Origin of the sequence: Sphingomonas adhaesiva (assembly GCF_002374855.1) — a bacterium.
Taxonomy (GTDB): Bacteria; Pseudomonadota; Alphaproteobacteria; order Sphingomonadales; family Sphingomonadaceae; genus Sphingomonas; species Sphingomonas adhaesiva.
On record NZ_NWVC01000004.1, the window covers coordinates 250,087 to 270,013 of the forward strand.

Consider the following 19,927-nt stretch of genomic DNA (forward strand, 5'->3'; position numbering starts at 1 on the left):
GCCGGGAGAGCTGTCGTGCCGATTGATCTGACACCGCTCGCCAGCGCGATCGCCCGGCTCGAAGAAGGTCAGGCGCGCTATCTGGGCGACACGTCGGACACGCAGATCCGCGATGGCCTGATCCAGCGGTTCGAATTCACCTATGATCTCGCGCACAAGATGCTGCGCCGCTATCTGGCGATGAGCGACGCCAACCCGGATGCCGTTGCGCAGATGAGCTTTCCCACGCTCATCCGCACCGCGAACGAGCGCGGCCTGCTGTTGAACGAATGGTCACGGTGGAAGCAATACCGCGACGATCGGAACATCACGTCGCACACCTATGACGAGACGAAGGCGATCAGGGTCGTTGCCGGGATACCCGCCTTCATCGAAGAGGTGCGATACCTGCACGACATAATGACGCAGCGAGCCGAATGAATTCGCCGATCGCCATCGAAGCTCGGCATGATGCGATCGTGCGCGAGACGCTGCTGCAGCATCTTCCCGCCGACACGACCGTCTATGTCTATGGCAGCCGGGCGAAGGGCAGGGCACGGCCCATGTCCGACCTCGATCTGGCGCTGTGCGCGCAGAATCCGATCCCGCCGTCGGTCATGGCCGATCTGGCGGAGGCATTCGACGAAAGCGACCTACCGTGGAAGGTCGACCTGATCGACTGGACGACGACGAGCGACCGGTTCCGCGCGATCATCGCGCCCGACCTTCGCGTGCTCGTGCCAGGACGGCTGACGGCGTGAACGCTGGTCAGGCAAGCGTCGCCGCCGAGGCGCGCGGCGTCGAGCAGACGGTGAAGGACACGCTGGCGCTGATCGAGGGGATGCGGGTGCTGATGGCCGAATACAAGCAGCGCATACGCTCCGAGCACGCCAAGGTCTATTCGCAGGACCTGCTCAACAACCTGTTCCGCCAACCCTATACGCGGATCGAATATGTCGAGCAGGAACTGGGTGTTTCCAGGCCAACCGCGACGAAATATCTCGACACGCTGGCGGCGGCGGGGCTTCTGGACAAGCAGCGGATCGGACGGAATAATTACTATATGGACCAGCGGCTGGTGGCATTGTTTGTAGATGGGGCGGCGTGATGGGAGACTGGCAGCCCGTCCGCTTGGGCGACGTCGCGGACATGGTGACCGGATACCCTTTCAAGAGCGATCAATACACATCTGACAATTCGGGCATCCGCCTGATCCGTGGCGACAATATTGCTCAAGGCTGTTTGCGCTGGGACGGGGTCAAACGCTGGCCTGCTTCTCAAGCGGCAGCGCACGCCAACTATGCGTTAGCACCCAATGACGTCGTTCTGGCGATGGATCGTCCGTGGATCGAGGCCGGCCTAAAATATGCCACGATCCGAGAAGCTGACTGTCCCTCGCTTTTGGTCCAGCGTGTAACCCGTCTGCGAGGCACAGACCGAGCCGACGGACGCTATCTCGCGTATGTGATCGGCAGTGCCGCTTTCACCCAGCACGTCTTGGCTGTTCAAACCGGCACCGCCGTTCCTCATATCAGCGGCGGGCAGATCAAGTCATTCGAGTTTGTGCTCCCGGCGATGGACACGCAGGTTGCCATTGCTGCTGTTCTCACGGCTCTCGATGACAAGATCGAACTCAACCGGCGGATGAACGGGACGCTGGAGGCGAGTGCGCGGGTGTTGTTCCGGGACTGGTTCGTCGATTTCGGCCCCACCCGCGCCAAGGCCGAAGGCCGCCCCGCCTATCTTGCCCCCGATCTCTGGTCCCTGTTTCCCGACAACCTTGACGAGGATGGTGTGCCCGAGGGGTGGTCGGTAAAACCACTCGACCAAATCGCCGAGTTCCTAAACGGACTGGCACTGCAAAAATACCCAGCGGTTCCTGGCGAGCAAGATCTGCCGGTTATCAAGATCGCTGAACTCCGATCCGGCATATCGGCTAACTCGAACCGCGCGTCACCGGCTGTGCCTGAGAAGTACATCGTCGACGACGGCGATTTCCTGTTTTCTTGGTCAGGCAGCTTGCTTGCCAAGTTTTGGACAGGTGGGCAAGGGGCGCTAAACCAACACCTCTTCAAAGTGACCTCGCTGGAATATCCGGCATGGTTCTATACCCATTGGGTCTGGCACCATTTGGAGGATTTTCAGATGATCGCGGCATCAAAGGCGACGACGATGGGTCATATCCAGAGGGGGCATTTGTCAGCAGCAACTACGATCTGTCCTCCGCAGCCTTCTATCGCGGCCTTTGGCGAGATCATTGCGCCGTTACAGCAGCGTATGATCGACAACCTGATCGAATCCCGCACCCTAGCCGCCACCCGCGACGCCCTCCTTCCCAAGCTGATGTCAGGCGAACTCCGCGTTCGCGACGCCGAGGCGATGGCGGCATGACCCGCGCCCCTGGCATTCCCGCCTGATGGCGAAGCTGACCGAATCCGTCGTCGAGGACGCCGCGCTCGCCTGGCTGGCCGAACAGGGCTGGCAGGTCGCCTATGGCGTCGACGCCTCGCCCGACGGCAAGGCACCCGAGCGCGCCGCCAACAGCGACGTCATCCTGACCGCGCGGCTGACCGCGGCGGTCGATCGACTCAATCCGCACATCCCCGCCGATGCCCGCGCCGATGCGATCCGCCGGGTGCTGGCGGTCGAAATGCCCGGTCAGGTCGAGGAGAACCGGCGGCTCCACAAGCTGATCGTGGAAGGGGTGCCGGTCGAGTATCGCGCGGCCGATGGCGCGATCCGCGGCGACCGGGTGCGGCTGGTCGATTTCGCCACGCCGCCCGGTGGCTTCGACATGAACGACTGGCTGGCGATCAACCAGTTCACCGTTATCGAGCGCGGGCACACCCGCCGGCCCGACATCGTGCTGTTCCTCAATGGCCTGCCCATCGCGGTCATCGAGCTGAAGAACCCGGGCGACGAGAACGCCACCGTCACCGGCGCCTACAACCAGCTCCAGACCTACAAGAGCGAGATCGGATCGCTGTTCCGCACCAATGCGCTGCTGATCGCGTCGGACGGCATGACCGCGCGGATCGGGTCGCTGACCGCCGACCAGGAACGCTTCATGCCGTGGCGCACCGTCGACGGCGAGGACATCGCGGCCAAGGGTGTGCCCGAACTGGAGGTGATGATCGCGGGCGTGCTCGACCGGCAGCGCCTGCTGATGCTGATCCGCGACTTCACGGTGTTCGGCGACACCGGGCGCGGCATCGTCAAGATCATAGCCGGCTATCACCAATTCCACGCCGCTCAGCGCGCCGTCACCGCGACGTTGCGCGCGGTGCCGGGCGTGTCGGCGGCGGGGGCGATGCGGGAAAGCCCGATGCGCTACGGCTTGCCCGATGCGGCCGCGCATCCGGCGGGTGATCGGCGGATCGGCGTGATCTGGCACACGCAGGGGTCCGGCAAGAGCTTCCTGATGGCCTTCTACGCCGGGTTGCTGGTGCGTGAGCCAGCGTTGGAGAACCCGACGATTGTCGTCATCACCGACCGCAACGACCTCGACGATCAGCTGTTCGCTACCTTCTCGATGTGCGCCGACCTGATCCGCCAGACGCCGATCCAGATCGACAGCCGCGAGGACCTGGTCGAACGGCTCGACCGCGCGTCAGGCGGGGTGATCTTCACCACGATGCAGAAATTCGCGCCGCCGCCGGGGACCAGCGGCTATCCCGCGATCAGCGACCGCCGCAACGTCATCGTCATCGCGGACGAGGCGCATCGTTCGCAATATGGCTTCCGCGCGCGGATCGACCGCAAGACCGGCGAGCTGGCCTATGGCTTCGCCAAGTATCTCCGCGACGCGCTGCCCAATGCCTCGTTCATCGGCTTCACCGGCACCCCGATCGAGAAGGATGACGTCAACACCCCCGCCGTGTTCGGCGACTATGTCGACGTCTACGACATCGCCCGCGCGGTCGAGGACGGCGCGACGGTGCCGATCTACTACGAGAGCCGGCTGGCCCGCATCGAGCTGCCGCCCGAGGAGCTGCCGGTCATCGACGCCGAGATCGACGGCCTGACCGAAGACGAGGCGCTGAGCGAGCAGGAGCGATTGAAGCAGCGCTGGTCCGCCGTGGAGAAGCTGGTCGGATCGAAAAAGCGTCTGGAGATGGTTGCCGCCGATCTCGTCGCGCATTTCGAGGACCGTTTGGCGGCAATGGACGGCAAGGCGATGGTCGTCTGCATGAGCCGCCGCATCTGCGTGGCGCTCTATGACGCGATCGTCGCCCTCAGGCCCGAATGGCATAGCGACGACGACAAGGCGGGCGCGGTAAAGGTCGTGATGACCGGGTCCGCCGCCGACGAGCCTGCGTGGCAGCCGCATATCGGCAACAAGGCGCGGCGCGACCTGCTGGCAGCCCGGGCGAAAGACCCGGCCGATCCGCTGCGGCTCGTGATCGTGCGCGACATGTGGCTGACCGGCTTCGACGCGCCGTCGATGCATACCATGTACATCGACAAGCCGATGCGCGGCCACGGCCTGATGCAGGCGATCGCGCGCGTGAACCGCGTGTTCCGGGACAAGCCCGCCGGGCTAGTGGTCGATTACATCGGTATTGCGCAGAACCTGAAGAAGGCGCTCGGCCAGTATTCCGCCTCCGACGCTGCCGAAACCGGGATTGACGAGGCGGAGGCGGTCGCGGTGCTGCTCGAGAAGTTCGACGTGGTCCGCGCGATGTTTCATGGCTTCGACTGCACGCCCGGCGTTTCCGGCACACCGGTGGAACGGTTGAAATGCCTGGCCGAAGCGATCGAGTTCATCCTCGCCCGGCAGCATGAGGCGGCGGCGAAGGAGGCAAGCGACGAGGCCCGCAAGGCAGCGCACCGCCGTTTCCAGGACGCCGTGCTCGCGCTGACCAAGGCCTTCGCGCTGGCCGCGGCCAGCGACGAGGCCCGCGCGATCCGCGACGACATCGCCTTCTACCAGACGGTCCGCGCCGCTCTCGCCAAGACGGGCGGCGGCAGCGGCTCCGCGAAAGACCGCGACTTCGCCGTCCAGCAGCTTATCGACAAGTCGGTGGTATCGACCGCGATCGTCGACATCCTGCGCGCCGCAGGGCTTACCACGCCGGACATCTCGATCCTGTCCGACGACTTTCTGGCCGAAGTGAAGGCGATGGACCGCCCGAACTTGGCGCTTGAAGCGCTGAAGAAGCTGCTCGGCGACCAGATCCGCTCGCGCAGCCGCACCAACGCGGTCGAGAGCCGCCGATATTCCGAGCGCCTGACAGATGCCATCGCCCGCTATCACACCAACGCGGTCAGCACGGTCGAGGTGCTGCAGACGCTGATCGACCTGGCCAAGCAGATCCGCGCCGAGCAGGCGCGCGGCGAGGCGGAAGGGCTGACCCCGGAGGAGATCGCTTTCTATGACGCGCTCGCCGACAATGAGAGTGCCGTCGACATCATGGGCAACGACAGCCTGAAGGTGATCGCCGCCGAACTGGTCAACAACCTGCGCGCCAACGCCACCGTCGATTGGTCCCACCGCGAGAGTGCCCGGGCCAGGATGCGTGTGCTCGTGAAGCGGATCCTGCGCAAATACGGCTATCCACCCGACCTTCAGGACGCGGCCGTCCAGACGGTCATTCAGCAGGCGGAATTGCTCGCGGGCGCATGGTAATCTTGCGCAGACGTAAGGCGGAAACCCGCTTCAGGCGGTTTACAGGGGCCCGGCTAAGTTATTGATTTTACGATGGCCGATTTTGCGCGGTTTACAGCGAAAAGGGCGGTTTTCCGCCATTTCCTGTAGCTTGGGAAGCTTCTGCTCTACCATTGAGCTACACCCGCATTTCAACTGCTTGGCGCTGAAATGGCCCTGGGCGATCCCGGTTTGCGGATCCGGTTCGCCATGGGCGAGGCAGGCATTGCCACGAGCGTCGTCCTGCCGTCAACACGCATGGTGCGCATCGTCCGCGATTTGCCGCCGCGCTCATCCGCCCGCCCGCCGCCCGCGCCGCCCGGCGCCGCACCGGACGCGTATCGTCGGCGGTTGACCGAAGGACGAGGGCGGCCGCCGGATCACCGAGCCGACCGCCGGGCTGCTGTTCGACGGCGCCGCGAGGGCCGAGGTCGAACCCGACCACCTGCCGACCGGCACGCGCTATGTCCTGCGCAGCCGCTCGACGCATCCGGCGATCGCCGCGCGCCGCGATCTCATCCACAAGATCGGCATCACCGGCGGATCGGTCGAGGCGCGCATCGCCGACGGGCCGCTCGCGGGGATGGTCTACGACCCCCGGTCGGCCGCGCTGGTCGCGCAGAGGTGATGCCGCCACGCCGGGCCGGGGCAGGCGCGTTTTTTTGATCGCGCGGCGCCTTTCGGTGCGCTCGGGAAATCTGATACGTGCCGCGATGCGGGCCGGACGGGGCCGGGGGCGTTCACCGCGGTGCCGCCGCCGCCCTGCCGCCCGCGCGTCGCCCGTGCTGGCCAACAGCGGGCGACAGGGGATGAGGATCGCGGGATGAGGATCGCGCCATGTCGGACGGGGGGGTGAGGGGCGGGGACTTGGCGGCGGGCGCGCCGCTGGCCGGGGTACGCATCGTCGATGCGGTACGCGGCCCGCTGTCGCCGATCACGCGCTATCTGGCGGAACTGGGGGCCACGGTCGACCGGATCGTCGCCGATGACGACACCCGCGAACTGGATGGCTTCGATCATCGCGCCGCCCATGCGGGCAAGCGCCGCGCGACCGGTGAAGACGCCGCGCTGATCGCGGCGGCGCATGCGGTGGTAGAGGATGGCACGCTGGACACCGAAGTGCTGCGCGCCGGCCGCCCCGCGCTGGTGACGATGACGGTCAGCGATTTCGGCCACGGCCATGCCATGAGCGATTGGCAGGGCAGCGATGCGATCCTCCACGCGCTGTCGGGCGAATTGTGCCGCTCGGGTATCCGCGGCGAGGCGCCGCTGCTGCTGCCGCTGGGGATCGCCTATCAATGCGCCGCCAGCCAGGGCGCGTACGTTCTGGTCACCACGCTGTACCGCGCACTGCGTACCGGGGTCGGCGACCATATCGATTTCAGCGCGCTGGAGGGCGCGGTGCAGGCGCTCGACCCCGGCTTCGGGATCGGCGGCAGCGCGACGATGGGGCGTCCGGCGACGCTGCTGTCGCGCGACCGGCCGGTGCGTGGCTACCAATATCCGATCATTCCGTGCGCGGACGGCCATGTGCGCATCTGCCTGCTGGCGGCGCGACAATGGCAGGGGATGTTCGGCTGGATGGGCGAGCCGGCCGCCTTCGCCGATCCGTCGTTCGCCAGGACGTCCGTCCGCTACAAGTCGCCCGAGCTGATCCCGGCGATCGCCGCCTTCTTCGCCGACAAGACGCGCGCCGAGCTGGAGGAGCAGGGGCAGGCGCATGGCGTGCCGATCGCCGCCCTGGCGACGCTGGAGGAGGCGATCGAGGCGCCGCATTTCGTCGCGCGCGGCACGTTCCGCCGTGACGGCGACGTCATGCTGCCGGCCGGGGTGGTGACCATCGACGGACGGCGCGCGGTGGGCGCCCCGTCGTCGTCGTCTCCACCTCCGCCCGTACCCGACGCGCCCGCCCGCGACGGCGTGCGCGACGATGCGCTCCCCTTCGCGGGGCTGCGCGTCATCGACCTGGGCGTGATCGTGGTCGGTGCGGAGACGAGCCGGCTGTTCGCCGATGGCGGCGCGGACGTAGTGAAGATCGAAAGCCGCACCTTCCCCGACGGCAACCGGCAATCCTATCTGCCCTATGACCTGTCGGTCAGCTTCGCCGCCGGGCACCGCAACAAGCGCAGCCTGGGGCTGGACCTGCGCACGCCGGCGGGCAAGGCGCTGTTCCTGGATATGGTGGCACGGGCCGATGTCGTGCTGTCGAATTTCAAGCCCGGCACGATGGAATCGCTCGGGTTCGACCGGGACACGCTGGCGCAGGCGAACCCGCGGCTGGTGATGGTGGAAAGCTCCGCGTTCGGCGCGACGGGGCCGTGGAGCCGGCGGATGGGCTACGGCCCCCTGGTGCGCGCGGCGACCGGGCTGACCGACCTGTGGCGCTATCCCGGCGATCCGCAGGGGTATAGCGATTCGATCACCATCTATCCCGATCATGTCGCGGCGCGCATCGGGGCGATCGCGGCGGTGGCGCTGCTGATCCGCCGGCTGCGCAGCGGGGCGGGCGGACATGCCGAGGTCGCGCAGGCGGAGGTGATGCTGGCGCATTTCGCCGCCGACGTCGCCCGTGCCTCCGCCGGCGCGGACCGCGCCGGTCCGCCCGACCGGCCATGGGGCGTATATCGCGCGGCCGGCGACGATGCGTGGTGCGTCGTCAGCGTGCGCAACGATGCCGACTGGCACGCGCTCGCCGCGATCCTCGGGCTGGACGATGACGACCGGTTCGCGACGCGCGCCGGGCGGGCCATGCATGGCGACCTGCTCGACCGGCTGGTCGCCGACTGGATGGCGGGGCAGGAGGCGGATGCGGCGATGCACCTGCTGCAACAGGCGGGCGTGCCCGCGGCGACGATGCTGCGCATCGGCGAGCTTCCCGGCTTCGCCTTCTACCGCGACCGCGGTTTCTTCCGCGAGGAACGCCACCCCTATCTGGACGAGCCGGTCGTCAACGAAAGTTACCACGCCCGGTCGAATGCGGGCGCCCCCGTCGCCACCCGGCCGGCACCGTTGGCCGGGGAAGATAGCGCGCAGGTACTGGCCGACTGGCTCGGGCTGGACGCCGATGCCATAGGGCGGCTGGTCGACGAGGATGTCGTACAGCCGACCGATCCGGCGGTTTACGATCTCATCCGCGACACGCGGAGCGCGGCCGCCAGGGGGAAGTGACGACATGGGCATGACGGGGGTGTGCGGTCCGGTCGCACGGCTGATGCTGCTGATCCTGTCGTGCATGTGCGCGTTCTGGTCGCTGCCCGCGCGCGCAAGCGGCGATTACGGATGCAGCCCCGGCTGGAAACTGGCCGCCGCGGCCTTCACCGGGTGCGACGATACGGCGATGATCGGCCCGCGCAACGACAGCCGCACCAACCTGCTGCTGCTGATGGCGGACCTTCCCGGTGCCGCCGCCGTCGCTGCGCCTTCGACCCCCTCCGTGTTTCTCGACCGCGCGTCGCTGGCCCGCGCGCCCGGCGACGATGCCGGCCTGTTTTCCGATGGCGAAGGGTCCCGCTGTCGCAGCAACGCGCAGGGCAGCGCCGATTTCGAGGCGGCGGTGCGCGCCAGTTCCGGGCTTCCCGAGCGCGAGCGGGCGGTGCTGATCGCTGCGCGGCGGGCGTTGCAGCCCGATTGTGCGCAACAGGTCGCGGCTCCCGCGATCGCGGACGTCAGGTCCGGCCCCGGCCGGGCATTTGCCGCCTATCTGGACGGCGCGGCGGCTTTCTACGGCGGCGATTACGACCGCGCGGCCCGTGTGTTCGCCGGCCTCGCCGGTGCGCGCGATCCATGGCTGCGCGAAACCGCGCGCTACATGGTGGCGCGCGTCGCGGTGAACCGCGCGCAGGTCGACCATTACGATATCTACGGTTCCCCGCGCGACGATGCGCCGATCGCCCCGGCGTTGCTCGCCGATGCGGAGACGGCGCTGCGCGGCTATATGAAGGCCTATCCGCAGGGCGCCTATTTCTTCTCCGCGCGCGGGCTGTTGCGGCGGGTCTATTGGCTGGGCAGGGACCACGCGCGGCTGGAGGCGGAATATGTCGCGCTGCTGGCCCTGCCGGACGCGCAACGCGGCATCGACGCGGTATCGCTGGCGCAGGAGATCGACGCCAAGCTGCTGTCGTCGGCCACCGCCGACACGCTGCGCAACCCGCTGCTGCTGGCGGTGCTCGACCTGATGCAGATGCGTGGGCCCAGTTTTCCCGGGGACAGTTGCTGCCCGCAAATCACCCGCGCCGCGCTGGAGGCGCAGCGACCCCAATTCGCCGGGAATCCGGCGCTGTTCACCTATCTGCTGGCAGTGCATGCGCAGTTCGTCGCGCGGCAACCGGACGAGGTGGCGCGGCTGATCGCCGATGCATCGCACCAGGCGAATTTCGGCTATCTTGAATTCAGCCGCCAGATGCTGCGCGGCATCGCACTGGAGGGCAGGGGCGACCGCAATGCGCGCGGCTTCTGGGCCGACCTGCTGCCGGGCGCGCGCAAGGTCGGGCAGCGCCCACTGGTCGAACTGGCGCTGGCGATGCATGACGAACGTGACCATGCGCTCGCGCGCGTCTTCGCCCCGGACAGCCCGGTGCGCACGCCGGAAATCCGCGAGATCCTGCTGATGCATGTCGCGGATGCGGGGCTGCTGCGCCAGCAGGCGCGGTCACCCGCCGCGCCCGCGCACGAACGCAGCGTCGCGCTGTTCACGTTGCTCTACAAGGAAGCGACTCGCGGCCCGCATGGCGATTTCGTCGACGACCTGCGCCTCGTCCCCGCCGGTGCGCCCGCCAAGGGAGGCTATTACGACTTCCACACCGCCGACGCGCTGCCCACCAGGCTGTTCGCCGAAGGCCCGACATTCCGCGATTACGATTGCCCGCCGCTTGTCGATACGGAGCGCCGGCTGGCCGCCAGCCGCGATGATCCCGGGGCGCTACTGTGCCTCGGTGAATTCGTGCGCGCCAACGACTTCGACGGCTTCGTCCTCGACACCGCGCTCCCGGCCGACGAGCTCGGCGGCACGCCGTCGCTGTTCGGCGCGCCTTATTCGCGGCTGGAAAGCTATCGGGTGGTCATGGCGTCCCGGGCGGCTTCGCCGGACGAAAAGGCCTATGCGCTGTTCCGCGCCATCAATTGCTACGCGCCCGGCGGCAGCAACGCATGCGGCGGGAAGGGCGTCGCGCTGTCGGTGCGCCAAGGCTGGTTCGTGCGGTTGAAGCGCGATTATCCGTCGTCGCGTTGGGCGAAGGAGCTGCGCTATTACTGGTAGGGCGTGGCCCGCGCTGCTGTCGCTGGCCATGGTGTCGGCCACCCCGCCGCCGGCACCGCCCACCGCGCGTGTCGATGCGGCGCGCTATGACGCCTTCTGGCTGTGGGCCGGGGTCCGCCCGCAGCCCGCGCTCGATCGCGCCGAGCAGATCTACCTGTTGCAGGGCGCCGTCGTCGGCGGCGACACCGCGCGGCTGGTGGCGCAGCGCCCTGCCGTGCCGCATGTCCGCCACGCGCGACTGTGGATGGTGGTGCGTGTCGAGACGCTCGACTGGACGCCGCATCTCCATGAGCAACTGCTCGCCGCGCTCGATCGCTGGCGCCGGGCGGGCAATCGCGTGGTGGGGTTGCAGATCGACTTCGACGCCCGCACGCGCCACCTGGCCCGCTACGCCACCTTCCTTCGGACGCTGCGCGCGCAATTGCCGGCCGCCTATCGGCTGGGGATCACCGGACTGCTGGACTGGAGCGCGAACGGCGATCCGGCAGGGTTGCGCGCGCTGGCCGGCGTCGTCGACGAAGTGGTGCTGCAAATCTATCAGGGGCGGCGCGTCATCCCGGGATATGCCGCCTATCTTGCCCGGCTCGACCGGCTGACGATCCCGTTCCGCATCGGCCTGTTGCAGGGTGGCGAATGGTCGCCGCCGCCGGGATTGTCCCGTCATCCGCTGTTTCGCGGTTACGTCGTCTTCCTGGTCAATCCCTGAAGGCGACGAGGCCGCTGCGCTTGATCGCGGCGATCGCCTCGGCCAGCGCGGCCACCTGCGCGCCGCACAAGAACTTGTCGATCAGCTTCGGCATCGCGCCGCTGCCGCTCGGGCCGAGATGGATCGTCTCCGTGCCCAGCAGGTCCAGGGCCGGCCGCGCTTTCTCGAAGGCGAAGGGATCCACCCATGGGCGCGCGCATCCGCGCGGTCGTGACCGGCCCCGACGGCGCGCTGTGGCTGCTGGAGGATGGCGCGGGCGGCCGCCTGCTCCGGCTGACGTCGCAGCGCGCGGGGTAGCGCGCCGGCGCCGTCCGGCCGTCGCGCTCAGCCGGCGCCGCCCGTCAGGAAGCCGCGCCCTGCGCGTGCCGGCCCTTCGACCGAGAATTGCCCGTGGCCTTGCGCGTTCGAGCTTGATCCGACCCAGACGTCGAACCGGCCCGGATCGACCACCCAGCCGCGTTCCGCCGCGCTCCAATATTGCACCTGGCTCTCGTCGATCGTGAACGACACCGTGCGCGTCTCGCCGGGGCGCAGCGTCACGCGCTGGAACCCCTTCAGCTCGCGCACCGGGCGCGAGGCGCGACCGGCCTGCTGGTGGATGTACAGCTGCACCACCTCGTCGCCGGGGCGATCGCCGGTGTTCGTGACCCTGGTCGACACCACGATGCGGCCGCCGGGACGCAGCGCGGGGGTGTCGAACGTGGGCGCGTCGATCCGGAACCGGGTGTAGCTCAGGCCGTAACCGAACTCGAACTGCGGGGTGGACGGGATATCCCAGTACCGCTTGCCCTGGTCCTTGGGCATGTGCGTGCTGTTGTGCGCGTAAAAGATCGGCACCTGCCCGACGCTGCGCGGCCACGTGACCGGCAGCTTGCCGCCCGGATTGACGTCCCCGAACAGCGTCCGCGCGATGGCGGTGCCGCCGCGCGTGCCGCCGAACCACGTGTGCAGGACCGCGGGCGCGCGCTCCAGCACCGGGCCCAGCGCCAGCGGTCGCCCGCTCATCGTCACGACCACGACGGGCTTGCCCAGCGCCATCACCGCGTCGAACAGCTTCATCTGGTCGCCGGGCAGCGTCAGGTCGGCGCGCGATGCGCCTTCGCCGCTCATGTCCTCGGCCTCGCCCAGCGTCAGGATCACGAGGTCGGAGCGCTTGGCGAGCGCGATGGCGGCGTCGTACTCGCGCGCGGCGCGCGCCGCGTCCCAGCGCGGTTCCGGCTTGGCCTGGCCCGGGATCGTGATGCTTTCGAACATCGACGGCACGTTGCGCTTCAGCTGGACGCCGGGCGCGGTCTCGACCGTCGCGGCGCTGCCCAGCCGGTCGCGCACGCCCTCGAACACCGTCACCGTTTCGGGCAGGTCGTACTGGAACGCCCACGGGCCGAGCATGTCGCGCTTCGAATTAGCGCTGGCGCCGATCACCGCGACGTGGCGGTGCTGGCCGGCGCGCAGCGGCAGCGCACCGTCGTTCTTGAGCAGCACGAACGATCGCTCGGCGGCCCGCTGCGCGGCGTCGCGGTGCGCCGGGTCGGCCAGCGTGCGGGCCGCCTGCGCCTCGTCGACATACGGATGCTCGAACAGCCCCATCCTGAACTTGGCGATCAGGATGCGGCGCACCGCCTGGTCCAGCGTCGCTTCCGGCAAGGCGCCCGCGCGCACCGACGCGGCGAGCGTGGCCGCCGACGCGGCGGGACCGAACGACATTTCCATGTCGTTGCCCGCCGCGATGCTGCGCACGGCGGCGTCCGCCTCGTCGCGGGCGAAATGCTGGACGACCTGGTTCTTGGTGCCGTTCGCGTCGGACACCACCCAGCCCTTGAACCCCATCTGCCCGCGCAGCACGTCGGTCAGCAGCCAGTGGTTGCCGACCGCGGGCACGTCGTTCAGGTCCATGTACGCGCTCATCACATTGCCCGCGCCGGCCTGCACGGCGGCGGCGAAGGGCGGCAGGATCACGTTGTACAGCTGCGCATCGGACAGCTGGACCCCGTCATAGTCGCGGCCCCCGTCCGCCGCGGCATAGCCCGCGAAATGCTTCGGCCCGGCGATGATGCGGCCCGGGGTGCCGATCGCCGGCCCCTGGAATCCCTTCACCTGCGCGCGCGCCAGTGCGGAGGCGAGGAAGGGATCTTCGCCCGGCCCCTCGACGATCCGGCCCCAGCGCGGGTCGCGCGCCACGTCCAGCATCGGCGAAAAGGCCCAGTGGATGCCGACCGCGCGCGCTTCGGCCGCGGCGACCGCCTGCGCGTTTTCCACGCCCTCGGGATCCCAGGACGCGGCATTGGCCAGCGGCACGGGGAAGATCGTGCGGAAACCGTGGATCACGTCATAGCCGAAGATCAGCGGGATCTTCAGTCGGCTCTCCTCGACCGCCACCTTCTGCAGCCGGTTGATGATCGCCGGGTCGGTGACGAACAGCAGCGAACCGACCTTCTGGTCGCGAACGACGGGGACGAAGTCGTCGACCTTGCCGAACATGAACTGCTGCGAAACCTGGCCCGCCTTCTCCTCCAGCGTCATCGCGCGCAGCAGCGCCTCGGCGCGCTGCTCGGGCGAGCGGTCGGTGCTGAGCCATGCCGATGCCGACGGTGCGCCGCGTTCCGCCGCGATCGACGATGCGGCAAGCCCGGCCGCCAGGATACCGGTCAGCGCCAGTGCGGCGACCTTGGACTTGCGCATCATCAATTCCCTTTCATCGTGTGCGTCGTGGCCATGCGTGTCCGGCTCAGAACGACAGCCTGGCCCGGATGCCGCCATAGCGGCGTGCATTGCGCGAGAGGATCTGCGCGACCAGACCTTCCGTGCCGCCCGACGCGCCCTGCAGCGCGCTCGCGAAATGCGTGTTGAAGATGTTGTTGACGAACAGCGCGACGCGCAGCCCGCCACGATCCTTCTGGTCGATGCCGATGCTGCCGTTCGCCACCGCATAGCCGCGCTCGATCGTGTAGGGATCGTTCAGCAGCGAGAAGTTGACCGAGCTTTGATAGGTCACATCGCCCTGGACGAAGGCATCGAACGGCATCCGCTCCAGCGGGATGTCATAGGTGCTGCCGATGTTGAACTTCCAGCGCGGGGCGTTGCTGAGGTTCTTGCCCGACAGGTCCTGGAACCCGATCGTCGCCCCCGGGGCGACCACGCACCCTTGCGACGCGGTCTGCCCCACGGTGCATTGCGCGTTCGGGAACGAGCGGATCTTCGCGTCGGTGAAGCTGATGCCGCCGTCGATCATCAGTCCCTCCGTCGGGCGGGCCTGGAATTCGGCCTCGATCCCGCGGGTGCGCACCTTGCCGACGTTGTTCAGCATGATCTGGATCGTCTGGTCGGGCAACTGGACGCCGGACTGCGCCTGGAAATCGCTGAAGTCGGTCCAGAAGGCCGCGACGTTCAGCTGCACGCGGTTTTCGAGGAAGCGGCTCTTCAGCCCCAGTTCGTAGGCGTTCGACGTTTCCGGCCGCACCGGTGTCGCGGCGCGCATCGGCGTGAAGCCGGTCGAAATGTCGTAGCCCTGGCCCTTGTACCCGGTCGAGAACGAGGCATAGGCCATGACCCGTTCGGCCAGGTCCTGCCGGATCGCGATCTTGCCCGTGACGACGCTGTCCGATGCCGTGCCGGTGCAGGCGACCAGGCACGTGGCGTTGTTCGCCGGCGCGGTGGCGGGGACGTTGGTGTTCACGAACCGGACGTTGATATCCTCGCGGTTGGCGCGGATGCCCGCGTCGACGTGCGTGGTCGGCGCCAGATCGTAGGTGACCTGCGCGAAGCTGGCGTAGCTCTTGGTGCCGTTGCTGGAATTCCAGCGCGCGACCACCGGGCCGGACGGCCCGCGATCGAAGGTACGATCGGTCTTGCCGTCCGAATAATAGAGGCCGAAGACGTAGCTGAACGGGCCGCCGCCCTTCGATGCGACGCGCAGTTCCTGCGCGAACTGGCGCGAATGGAAGCCGCTTTGCGCGATGACGCCATTGGCCAGGCCCAGGACCGGGCCGGAGAGATAGTCGAAATCCTCGGCGAAGCGGAAGCGCCAGTCCTGATAGCTGGTGACCGACACGAGGTTCGCACTGCCCAGGTCGACGGTGACGCGCCCGCTGCCGTTCGACTGGATGCTCTTGTTGAACAGCGGCCCGTCGATCGTCGTCTCGAAATTGTCGCGGCCGGGCCGGATCGACCCCAGCCGTTGCGCCACGGGCGTGCCGTAGACGGCGGCGCCGGCCGGCACGCTGCGGAACGTGCGGGCGGTGCCGCGCGCCTCGGTGACCGAATGGCCGCCGATCAGGTCGATCGTGACGCCGCTGACCGGATCGAGGGTCAGCCGGCCGCGCACGCCGTAGCTCTTGTCATTGTTGAGGCGGCGGCCGTCGAAGGTGTTGCGGATGAAGCCGTCGCGATCGCCGTAGAAGCCGTTGAGGCGGAAGCCGACGCCCTCGGCGAGCGGGCCGGAGATGACGGCGTCGATGCGATATTCGTCGTCGGTCGTCGCCGTGCCGGTCACCGCGCCGGTGAAGTCGGCGGTCGGCCCCTGCGATACGATGTTAAGCGCACCGGCGGAGGCGTTCTTGCCGAACAGCGTCCCCTGCGGGCCGCGCAGCACCTCGATACGGGCGACGTCGCTCAGCCCGGAGAACGCCTGCGCCTGCTGGAGCAGCGCGACGTCGTCGACGATCACCGCCACCGACGGTTCGATCGCGGTCGAGAAGGCGACGGTGCCGATGCCGCGCAGGTTGATCGAATTGTTGGTGGGCAGCGCGCCGGTCGTGACCGTCAGGCTGGGCGCGAGCCGCGGCAGGTCGGAGACCGTCGCGACGTTGCGATTGACCAGCGTGTCGGCGGTGATCGCGGTGACGGCGACGGGGACGTCCTGCAGGTTCTGCTCGCGCTTCTGCGCGGTGACGACGATGTCCTCGAGCGCGCCCGAGTCGCTGGTCGACGTGTTCGACCCCTGCTGGTCGCCCGGCTGCGCCAGCGGGTTGGCGGTGCCGTTGCCCGACGGGGTCGGCGATGCCGACAGGGAGCCTTCCTGCGCGAACGCGGGGCAGGCGAACGCGATCATCGCGACACCGGTGAGCAGAGCATAACTCGCACGCATGGGACATCCCCCCTGTTGTAAGCCGCAGTGGCTGCGGTCTGGTAAGGCCAGTTATGCCAATTGGCTGGTCACGTCAACGGGCAGGTGGTGGCCAGGAAGGGATCGTTCTTGACAGCTTCGGGGGGAGTGGGCGTAGTGGCCTGACCAAAGGAGGGGCGCATGCGCATCGGTACGCGATGGTGGATCATCAGCCTGGTGACCATCGGCACGGTCTTGAACTATCTCGCCAGGTCGTCGCTGTCGGTGGCCGCGCCGACGCTGAAGGGCACGTTCGCGATGACGACGCAGCAATACAGCTGGGTGGTCGCGTCGTTCCAGGCCGCCTACACCGTGATGCAGCCGATCGCCGGCTATCTTCTCGACCTGATGGGGCTGCGGCTGGGGTTCGCAGTGTTCGCGGTCGGCTGGTCGGTCGCCAATTGCTGCCATGCGTTCGCCGCCGGCTGGCCCAGCCTGGCGATGTTCCGCGGGCTGCTGGGCCTGACCGAGGCGGCGGCGATCCCCGCCGGGCTGAAGACGGTCGCCGAATGGTTCCCGCCCCGCGAACGGACCGTCGCCACCGGATGGTTCAACATCGGCTCGTCGCTCGGCGCGATGATCGCGTCGCCGATCGTCGTCACCTGCATCGCGATCTGGGGGTGGCAGTCCGCGTTCGTCGTCACCGGTGCGGTCGGGATCCTGTGGGCCGGGGTCTGGTATGCCTGCTATCGCTCCCCCGCTGATTATCCGGGGCTGTCCGCCGCCGAGCGCGCGCATATCGACAGCGGACGCGATGCCGAGGCGCAGGGCAGGGGGGACGGGCCGCTCGACTGGCGCGCGCTGCTCGTCACGCGCGATTTCTGGGGCATCGCCATCCCGCGCTTCCTCGCCGATCCGGCGTGGCAGACGTTCAGCTTCTTCATTCCCCTCTATCTGGTCGAGGCGAAGGGGCTGGATCTGAAGAGCGTCGCCGCCTTCGCCTGGCTACCGTTCCTGGCGGCCGATGCCGGATCGCTGCTGGGCGGTTATTACGCGCCGTTCGTCATGCGGCGGTTCAACGTGTCGCTGCTGACCTCGCGCAAGATCGTGGTGACCACCGGCGCGTTGCTGATGGTCGGGCCGGCGTGCATCGGGCTGACCGTATCGCCCGCCGCGGCGATCGCGCTGTTCTGCATCGGCGGTTTCGCGCACCAGATGCTGTCGGGTGCGCTGATGACGCTGGCGGCGGACCTGTTCGACCCGCGCGTCGTGGCGACCGCGGGCGGCATGGCCGGATCGGCGGCGTGGATCGGCGGGCTCAGCTTCTCGCTGCTGATCGGCGCGCTTGCCGACACGATCGGCTACAATCCGCTGTTCGCGGCGCTGGCGGTGTTCGACTTCATCGGCGCGGCGGTGTTGTGGACGCTGCTGCGGCGCCCGCGCGGCGTGGCGACGGCGGCCTAGGGCCGGGATTCGCCATCCCGGTCGAGCAGCCGGTGGTACGGGTCGTCCGTGCCGCGCGGCGGCACCGCGCCGGCGCGCATCACCACCCAGCCCGCCAGCCGATGCCCGGCCAGCGCGGCGGCGTGCGGCGCGGCGCCGCGCAACAGCGCGTGGAGATAGCCGGCGTTGAAGGCATCGCCCGCGCCGCTGGTATCGGCGGGGCGCAGCCGCTGCGGCGGCGGCAGGGTCCGGCCGTCTGGCAGCAGGCATCCGTCCGCGCCCAGTTTCACCACGACCGTCCCGGCGCCGCCCGCCCGCCAGCGTGCCGCCGTGTCCGCGGCGCTCGCGTCCGTACCCTCCATCGCCGTCTCGTCCTCCAGCGTCGGCAGCCCGATCGTGCAGCAGGCGATCGCGCGGTCGCGCCAGTGGCGCGCCGTGTCCGCGTCGTCCCACAACCGCGGCCGGTAATTGCCGTCGAACGCCACCTGCCGGCCTTCGTCGCGCATCCGTCGCGCCAGTGCCAGCAACGTCGCGCGCCCGGCGTCCGGCAGGATCGCCAGCGAAATCAGCGAGAAGACCAGCAGGTCCGCGGCCTGCGCGGTCGCCAGCGCGCCGTCGGCGCCGGGCAGCGCGAACACCTGCCGCGCCGCGCTGTCGCCCCGCCAGTAGCTGAACGTGCGCTCGCCCGCGTCGTCGGTACGGATCGCGTACAGCCCCGGCAGCCGCGCCTCGTCGGTCAGGATCAGCGCCGTGTCCAGGCCCTCGGCCTGCCAGTCGGCGCGCAGCGCGTCGCTGAACGGATCGCTGCCCAGCGCGGTCAGATAGGCGACGCGGTCGCCGCCCCGCGCAAGGTGGATCGCGGTGTTGAGCGTGTCGCCGCCGTGCCCCAGCCGCCATGGGCCGCCGTCGGTGGCAACGGTCGACGGCGCGCGCGACAATTCCAGCATTCCTTCGCCAACCACCACGATCCGCACCGGCCGTTCTCCATCTCGCTTCGCGTGCGAAATGTGATATTGGTCAGTCCGCTGTCAACGAATGAGTCTGTCCATGCCCTTGCCAACGTCCGGCACCACGGACCTTTTCCCCGCGTCCGGGGACCGGCTCTACCAGCGGCTCGCCCGTATCCTGTTCGAGCAATTGTCCTCGGGGCGGTACGGGATCGGCGACCGCCTGCCTGCCGAGCGGGAATTGTCCGTCGAATATAACGTCAGCCGCCCCGCCGTCCGCGAGGCGCTGATCGCGCTGGAGGTACAGGGCTTCATCGAGGTGCGGATCGGCTCCGGCGCGTTCGTCCGGCGCCTGCCCGGCGATAGCGAGGACCGGCCCGATTTCGCCATCACCGCCTTCGAGCTGACCGAGGCGCGGCTGGTGTTCGAGGGCGAGGCCGCAGCGCTCGCGGCGATCCACATCACCGATGAGGAACTCGCCGAACTGCAGGCGCTGGTCGATCGCATCGGCGAGGAGAATCTGCTGCCCGACGTGACCGAGGACGCCGACCGCGACTTCCACCGCGCCATCGCGAAGGCGACCCGCAATGCCGCGATCCAGATGACGATCGACGAATTCTGGCGCGTGCGCACGACATCGCCGGAATGCGCGCTGCTACACGACAAGGCGCGGCGCGCCAACGTCCGTCCCGTCGTGGCGGAGCATCAGGCGATCCTCGATTCGCTGCGCGATCATGATCCCGCCGCCGCGCGCGGGGCGATGCGCGCGCATCTGTCCGCGGTCATGGACTATCTGCTGTTCGCGACCGAGGAACGCGCGATCGAGGAGGCGCGCCGGACGGTCGCATCGACGCGCGCGCGCTATCGCGCGACCGTCGGGGTCTGACAGCGGAAAATCACTGGTAAGACC

The 19,927-nt window shown here is 68.5% G+C and carries 14 protein-coding genes and 1 pseudogene; 11 read left to right on the forward strand and 4 right to left on the reverse strand.

Annotated features, from left to right (window positions below):
• Window positions 1-15 precede the first annotated feature (15 nt).
• From COA07_RS10785 to COA07_RS10820, 8 genes are all read left to right on the forward strand, one after another.
• Window positions 16-420 (forward strand): HI0074 family nucleotidyltransferase substrate-binding subunit, encoded by a 405-nt coding sequence (locus COA07_RS10785; protein WP_235528242.1) that lies wholly within the window; start codon window positions 16-18, stop codon window positions 418-420.
• Window positions 417-740, forward strand: a complete 324-nt coding sequence (locus COA07_RS10790; RefSeq protein ID WP_066706787.1) for a nucleotidyltransferase family protein — start codon at window positions 417-419, stop codon at window positions 738-740. The genes COA07_RS10785 and COA07_RS10790 overlap by 4 nt, the downstream gene beginning before the upstream one ends.
• Window positions 737-1,087 (forward strand): Fic family protein, encoded by a 351-nt coding sequence (locus COA07_RS10795; RefSeq protein ID WP_066706784.1) that lies wholly within the window; start codon window positions 737-739, stop codon window positions 1,085-1,087. Before COA07_RS10790 ends, COA07_RS10795 begins: the two co-directional genes overlap by 4 nt.
• Entirely contained in the window at window positions 1,087-2,370 is a 1,284-nt protein-coding gene (locus tag COA07_RS10800; protein WP_083956674.1) for a restriction endonuclease subunit S, read from the forward strand. The genes COA07_RS10795 and COA07_RS10800 overlap by 1 nt, the downstream gene beginning before the upstream one ends.
• 25 nt (window positions 2,371-2,395) lie before the next feature.
• Entirely contained in the window at window positions 2,396-5,608 is a 3,213-nt protein-coding gene (locus tag COA07_RS10805; protein ID WP_066706781.1) for a type I restriction endonuclease subunit R, read from the forward strand.
• 855 nt (window positions 5,609-6,463) lie between these two features.
• The gene (locus COA07_RS10810) at window positions 6,464-8,794 is read left to right on the forward strand and encodes a CaiB/BaiF CoA-transferase family protein (protein WP_066706778.1); all 2,331 of its coding nucleotides are present in this window, start codon (window positions 6,464-6,466) and stop codon (window positions 8,792-8,794) included.
• Between the two features lie 4 nt (window positions 8,795-8,798).
• Window positions 8,799-10,880, forward strand: coding sequence for a PA5441 family protein (locus tag COA07_RS10815; RefSeq protein WP_141396513.1), 2,082 nt, complete (start codon window positions 8,799-8,801; stop codon window positions 10,878-10,880).
• A 28-nt stretch (window positions 10,881-10,908) separates the two neighbouring features.
• Window positions 10,909-11,586: a DUF3142 domain-containing protein gene (locus tag COA07_RS10820; RefSeq protein WP_066706772.1), complete on the forward strand. Its 678-nt coding sequence runs from the start codon at window positions 10,909-10,911 to the stop codon at window positions 11,584-11,586.
• Here COA07_RS10820 and COA07_RS10825 read toward each other — a convergent pair.
• The gene (locus tag COA07_RS10825; protein ID WP_066706765.1) at window positions 11,576-11,770 is read right to left on the reverse strand and encodes a hypothetical protein; all 195 of its coding nucleotides are present in this window, start codon (window positions 11,768-11,770) and stop codon (window positions 11,576-11,578) included. The genes COA07_RS10820 and COA07_RS10825 overlap by 11 nt on opposite strands.
• A gap of 2 nt (window positions 11,771-11,772) precedes the next feature.
• On the opposite strand from COA07_RS10825, the pseudogene COA07_RS17955 reads away from it, so the two are divergent.
• Window positions 11,773-11,883, forward strand: a pseudogene (locus COA07_RS17955) (PQQ-dependent sugar dehydrogenase); the annotation flags it as partial.
• A gap of 27 nt (window positions 11,884-11,910) precedes the next feature.
• Here the strand turns inward: COA07_RS17955 and COA07_RS10830 are convergent.
• Together COA07_RS10830 and COA07_RS10835 are read right to left on the reverse strand one after the other, a co-directional pair.
• The gene (locus COA07_RS10830) at window positions 11,911-14,265 is read right to left on the reverse strand and encodes a glycoside hydrolase family 3 N-terminal domain-containing protein (protein ID WP_174525844.1); all 2,355 of its coding nucleotides are present in this window, start codon (window positions 14,263-14,265) and stop codon (window positions 11,911-11,913) included.
• A gap of 46 nt (window positions 14,266-14,311) precedes the next feature.
• A complete protein-coding gene (locus COA07_RS10835) occupies window positions 14,312-16,669 on the reverse strand; it encodes a TonB-dependent receptor (protein WP_066711934.1) in 2,358 nt (785 codons plus the stop codon).
• Between the two features lie 159 nt (window positions 16,670-16,828).
• On the opposite strand from COA07_RS10835, the gene COA07_RS10840 reads away from it, so the two are divergent.
• Window positions 16,829-18,091, forward strand: a complete 1,263-nt coding sequence (locus COA07_RS10840; protein ID WP_066711935.1) for an MFS transporter — start codon at window positions 16,829-16,831, stop codon at window positions 18,089-18,091.
• Here COA07_RS10840 and COA07_RS10845 read toward each other — a convergent pair.
• Entirely contained in the window at window positions 18,088-19,044 is a 957-nt protein-coding gene (locus COA07_RS10845) for a sugar kinase (protein WP_096640971.1), read from the reverse strand. The two genes, COA07_RS10840 and COA07_RS10845, sit on opposite strands and share 4 nt — an antisense overlap.
• Window positions 19,045-19,117: 73 nt before the next feature.
• Here COA07_RS10845 and COA07_RS10850 point away from each other — a divergent pair, with 73 nt between their 5' ends.
• Window positions 19,118-19,903: a FadR/GntR family transcriptional regulator gene (locus COA07_RS10850; protein ID WP_066713666.1), complete on the forward strand. Its 786-nt coding sequence runs from the start codon at window positions 19,118-19,120 to the stop codon at window positions 19,901-19,903.
• The last annotated feature ends 24 nt before the right edge of the window (window positions 19,904-19,927 follow it).

Excerpts from the sequence above, each read along its gene's own strand:
- COA07_RS10835 (WP_066711934.1), bottom strand. The coding sequence starts at position 16,669 with ATGCGTGCGAGTTATGCTCTGCTCACCGGTGTCGCGATGATCGCGTTC.
- COA07_RS10830 (WP_174525844.1), bottom strand. The coding sequence starts at position 14,265 with ATGCGCAAGTCCAAGGTCGCCGCACTGGCGCTGACCGGTATCCTGGCG.
- COA07_RS10790 (WP_066706787.1), top strand. The coding sequence starts at position 417 with ATGAATTCGCCGATCGCCATCGAAGCTCGGCATGATGCGATCGTGCGC.
- COA07_RS10805 (WP_066706781.1), top strand. The coding sequence starts at position 2,396 with ATGGCGAAGCTGACCGAATCCGTCGTCGAGGACGCCGCGCTCGCCTGG.
- COA07_RS10820 (WP_066706772.1), top strand. The coding sequence starts at position 10,909 with ATGGTGTCGGCCACCCCGCCGCCGGCACCGCCCACCGCGCGTGTCGAT.
- COA07_RS10800 (WP_083956674.1), top strand. The coding sequence starts at position 1,087 with ATGGGAGACTGGCAGCCCGTCCGCTTGGGCGACGTCGCGGACATGGTG.
- COA07_RS10850 (WP_066713666.1), top strand. The coding sequence starts at position 19,118 with ATGCCCTTGCCAACGTCCGGCACCACGGACCTTTTCCCCGCGTCCGGG.
- COA07_RS10815 (WP_141396513.1), top strand. The coding sequence starts at position 8,799 with ATGGGCATGACGGGGGTGTGCGGTCCGGTCGCACGGCTGATGCTGCTG.
- COA07_RS10840 (WP_066711935.1), top strand. The coding sequence starts at position 16,829 with ATGCGCATCGGTACGCGATGGTGGATCATCAGCCTGGTGACCATCGGC.
- COA07_RS10810 (WP_066706778.1), top strand. The coding sequence starts at position 6,464 with ATGTCGGACGGGGGGGTGAGGGGCGGGGACTTGGCGGCGGGCGCGCCG.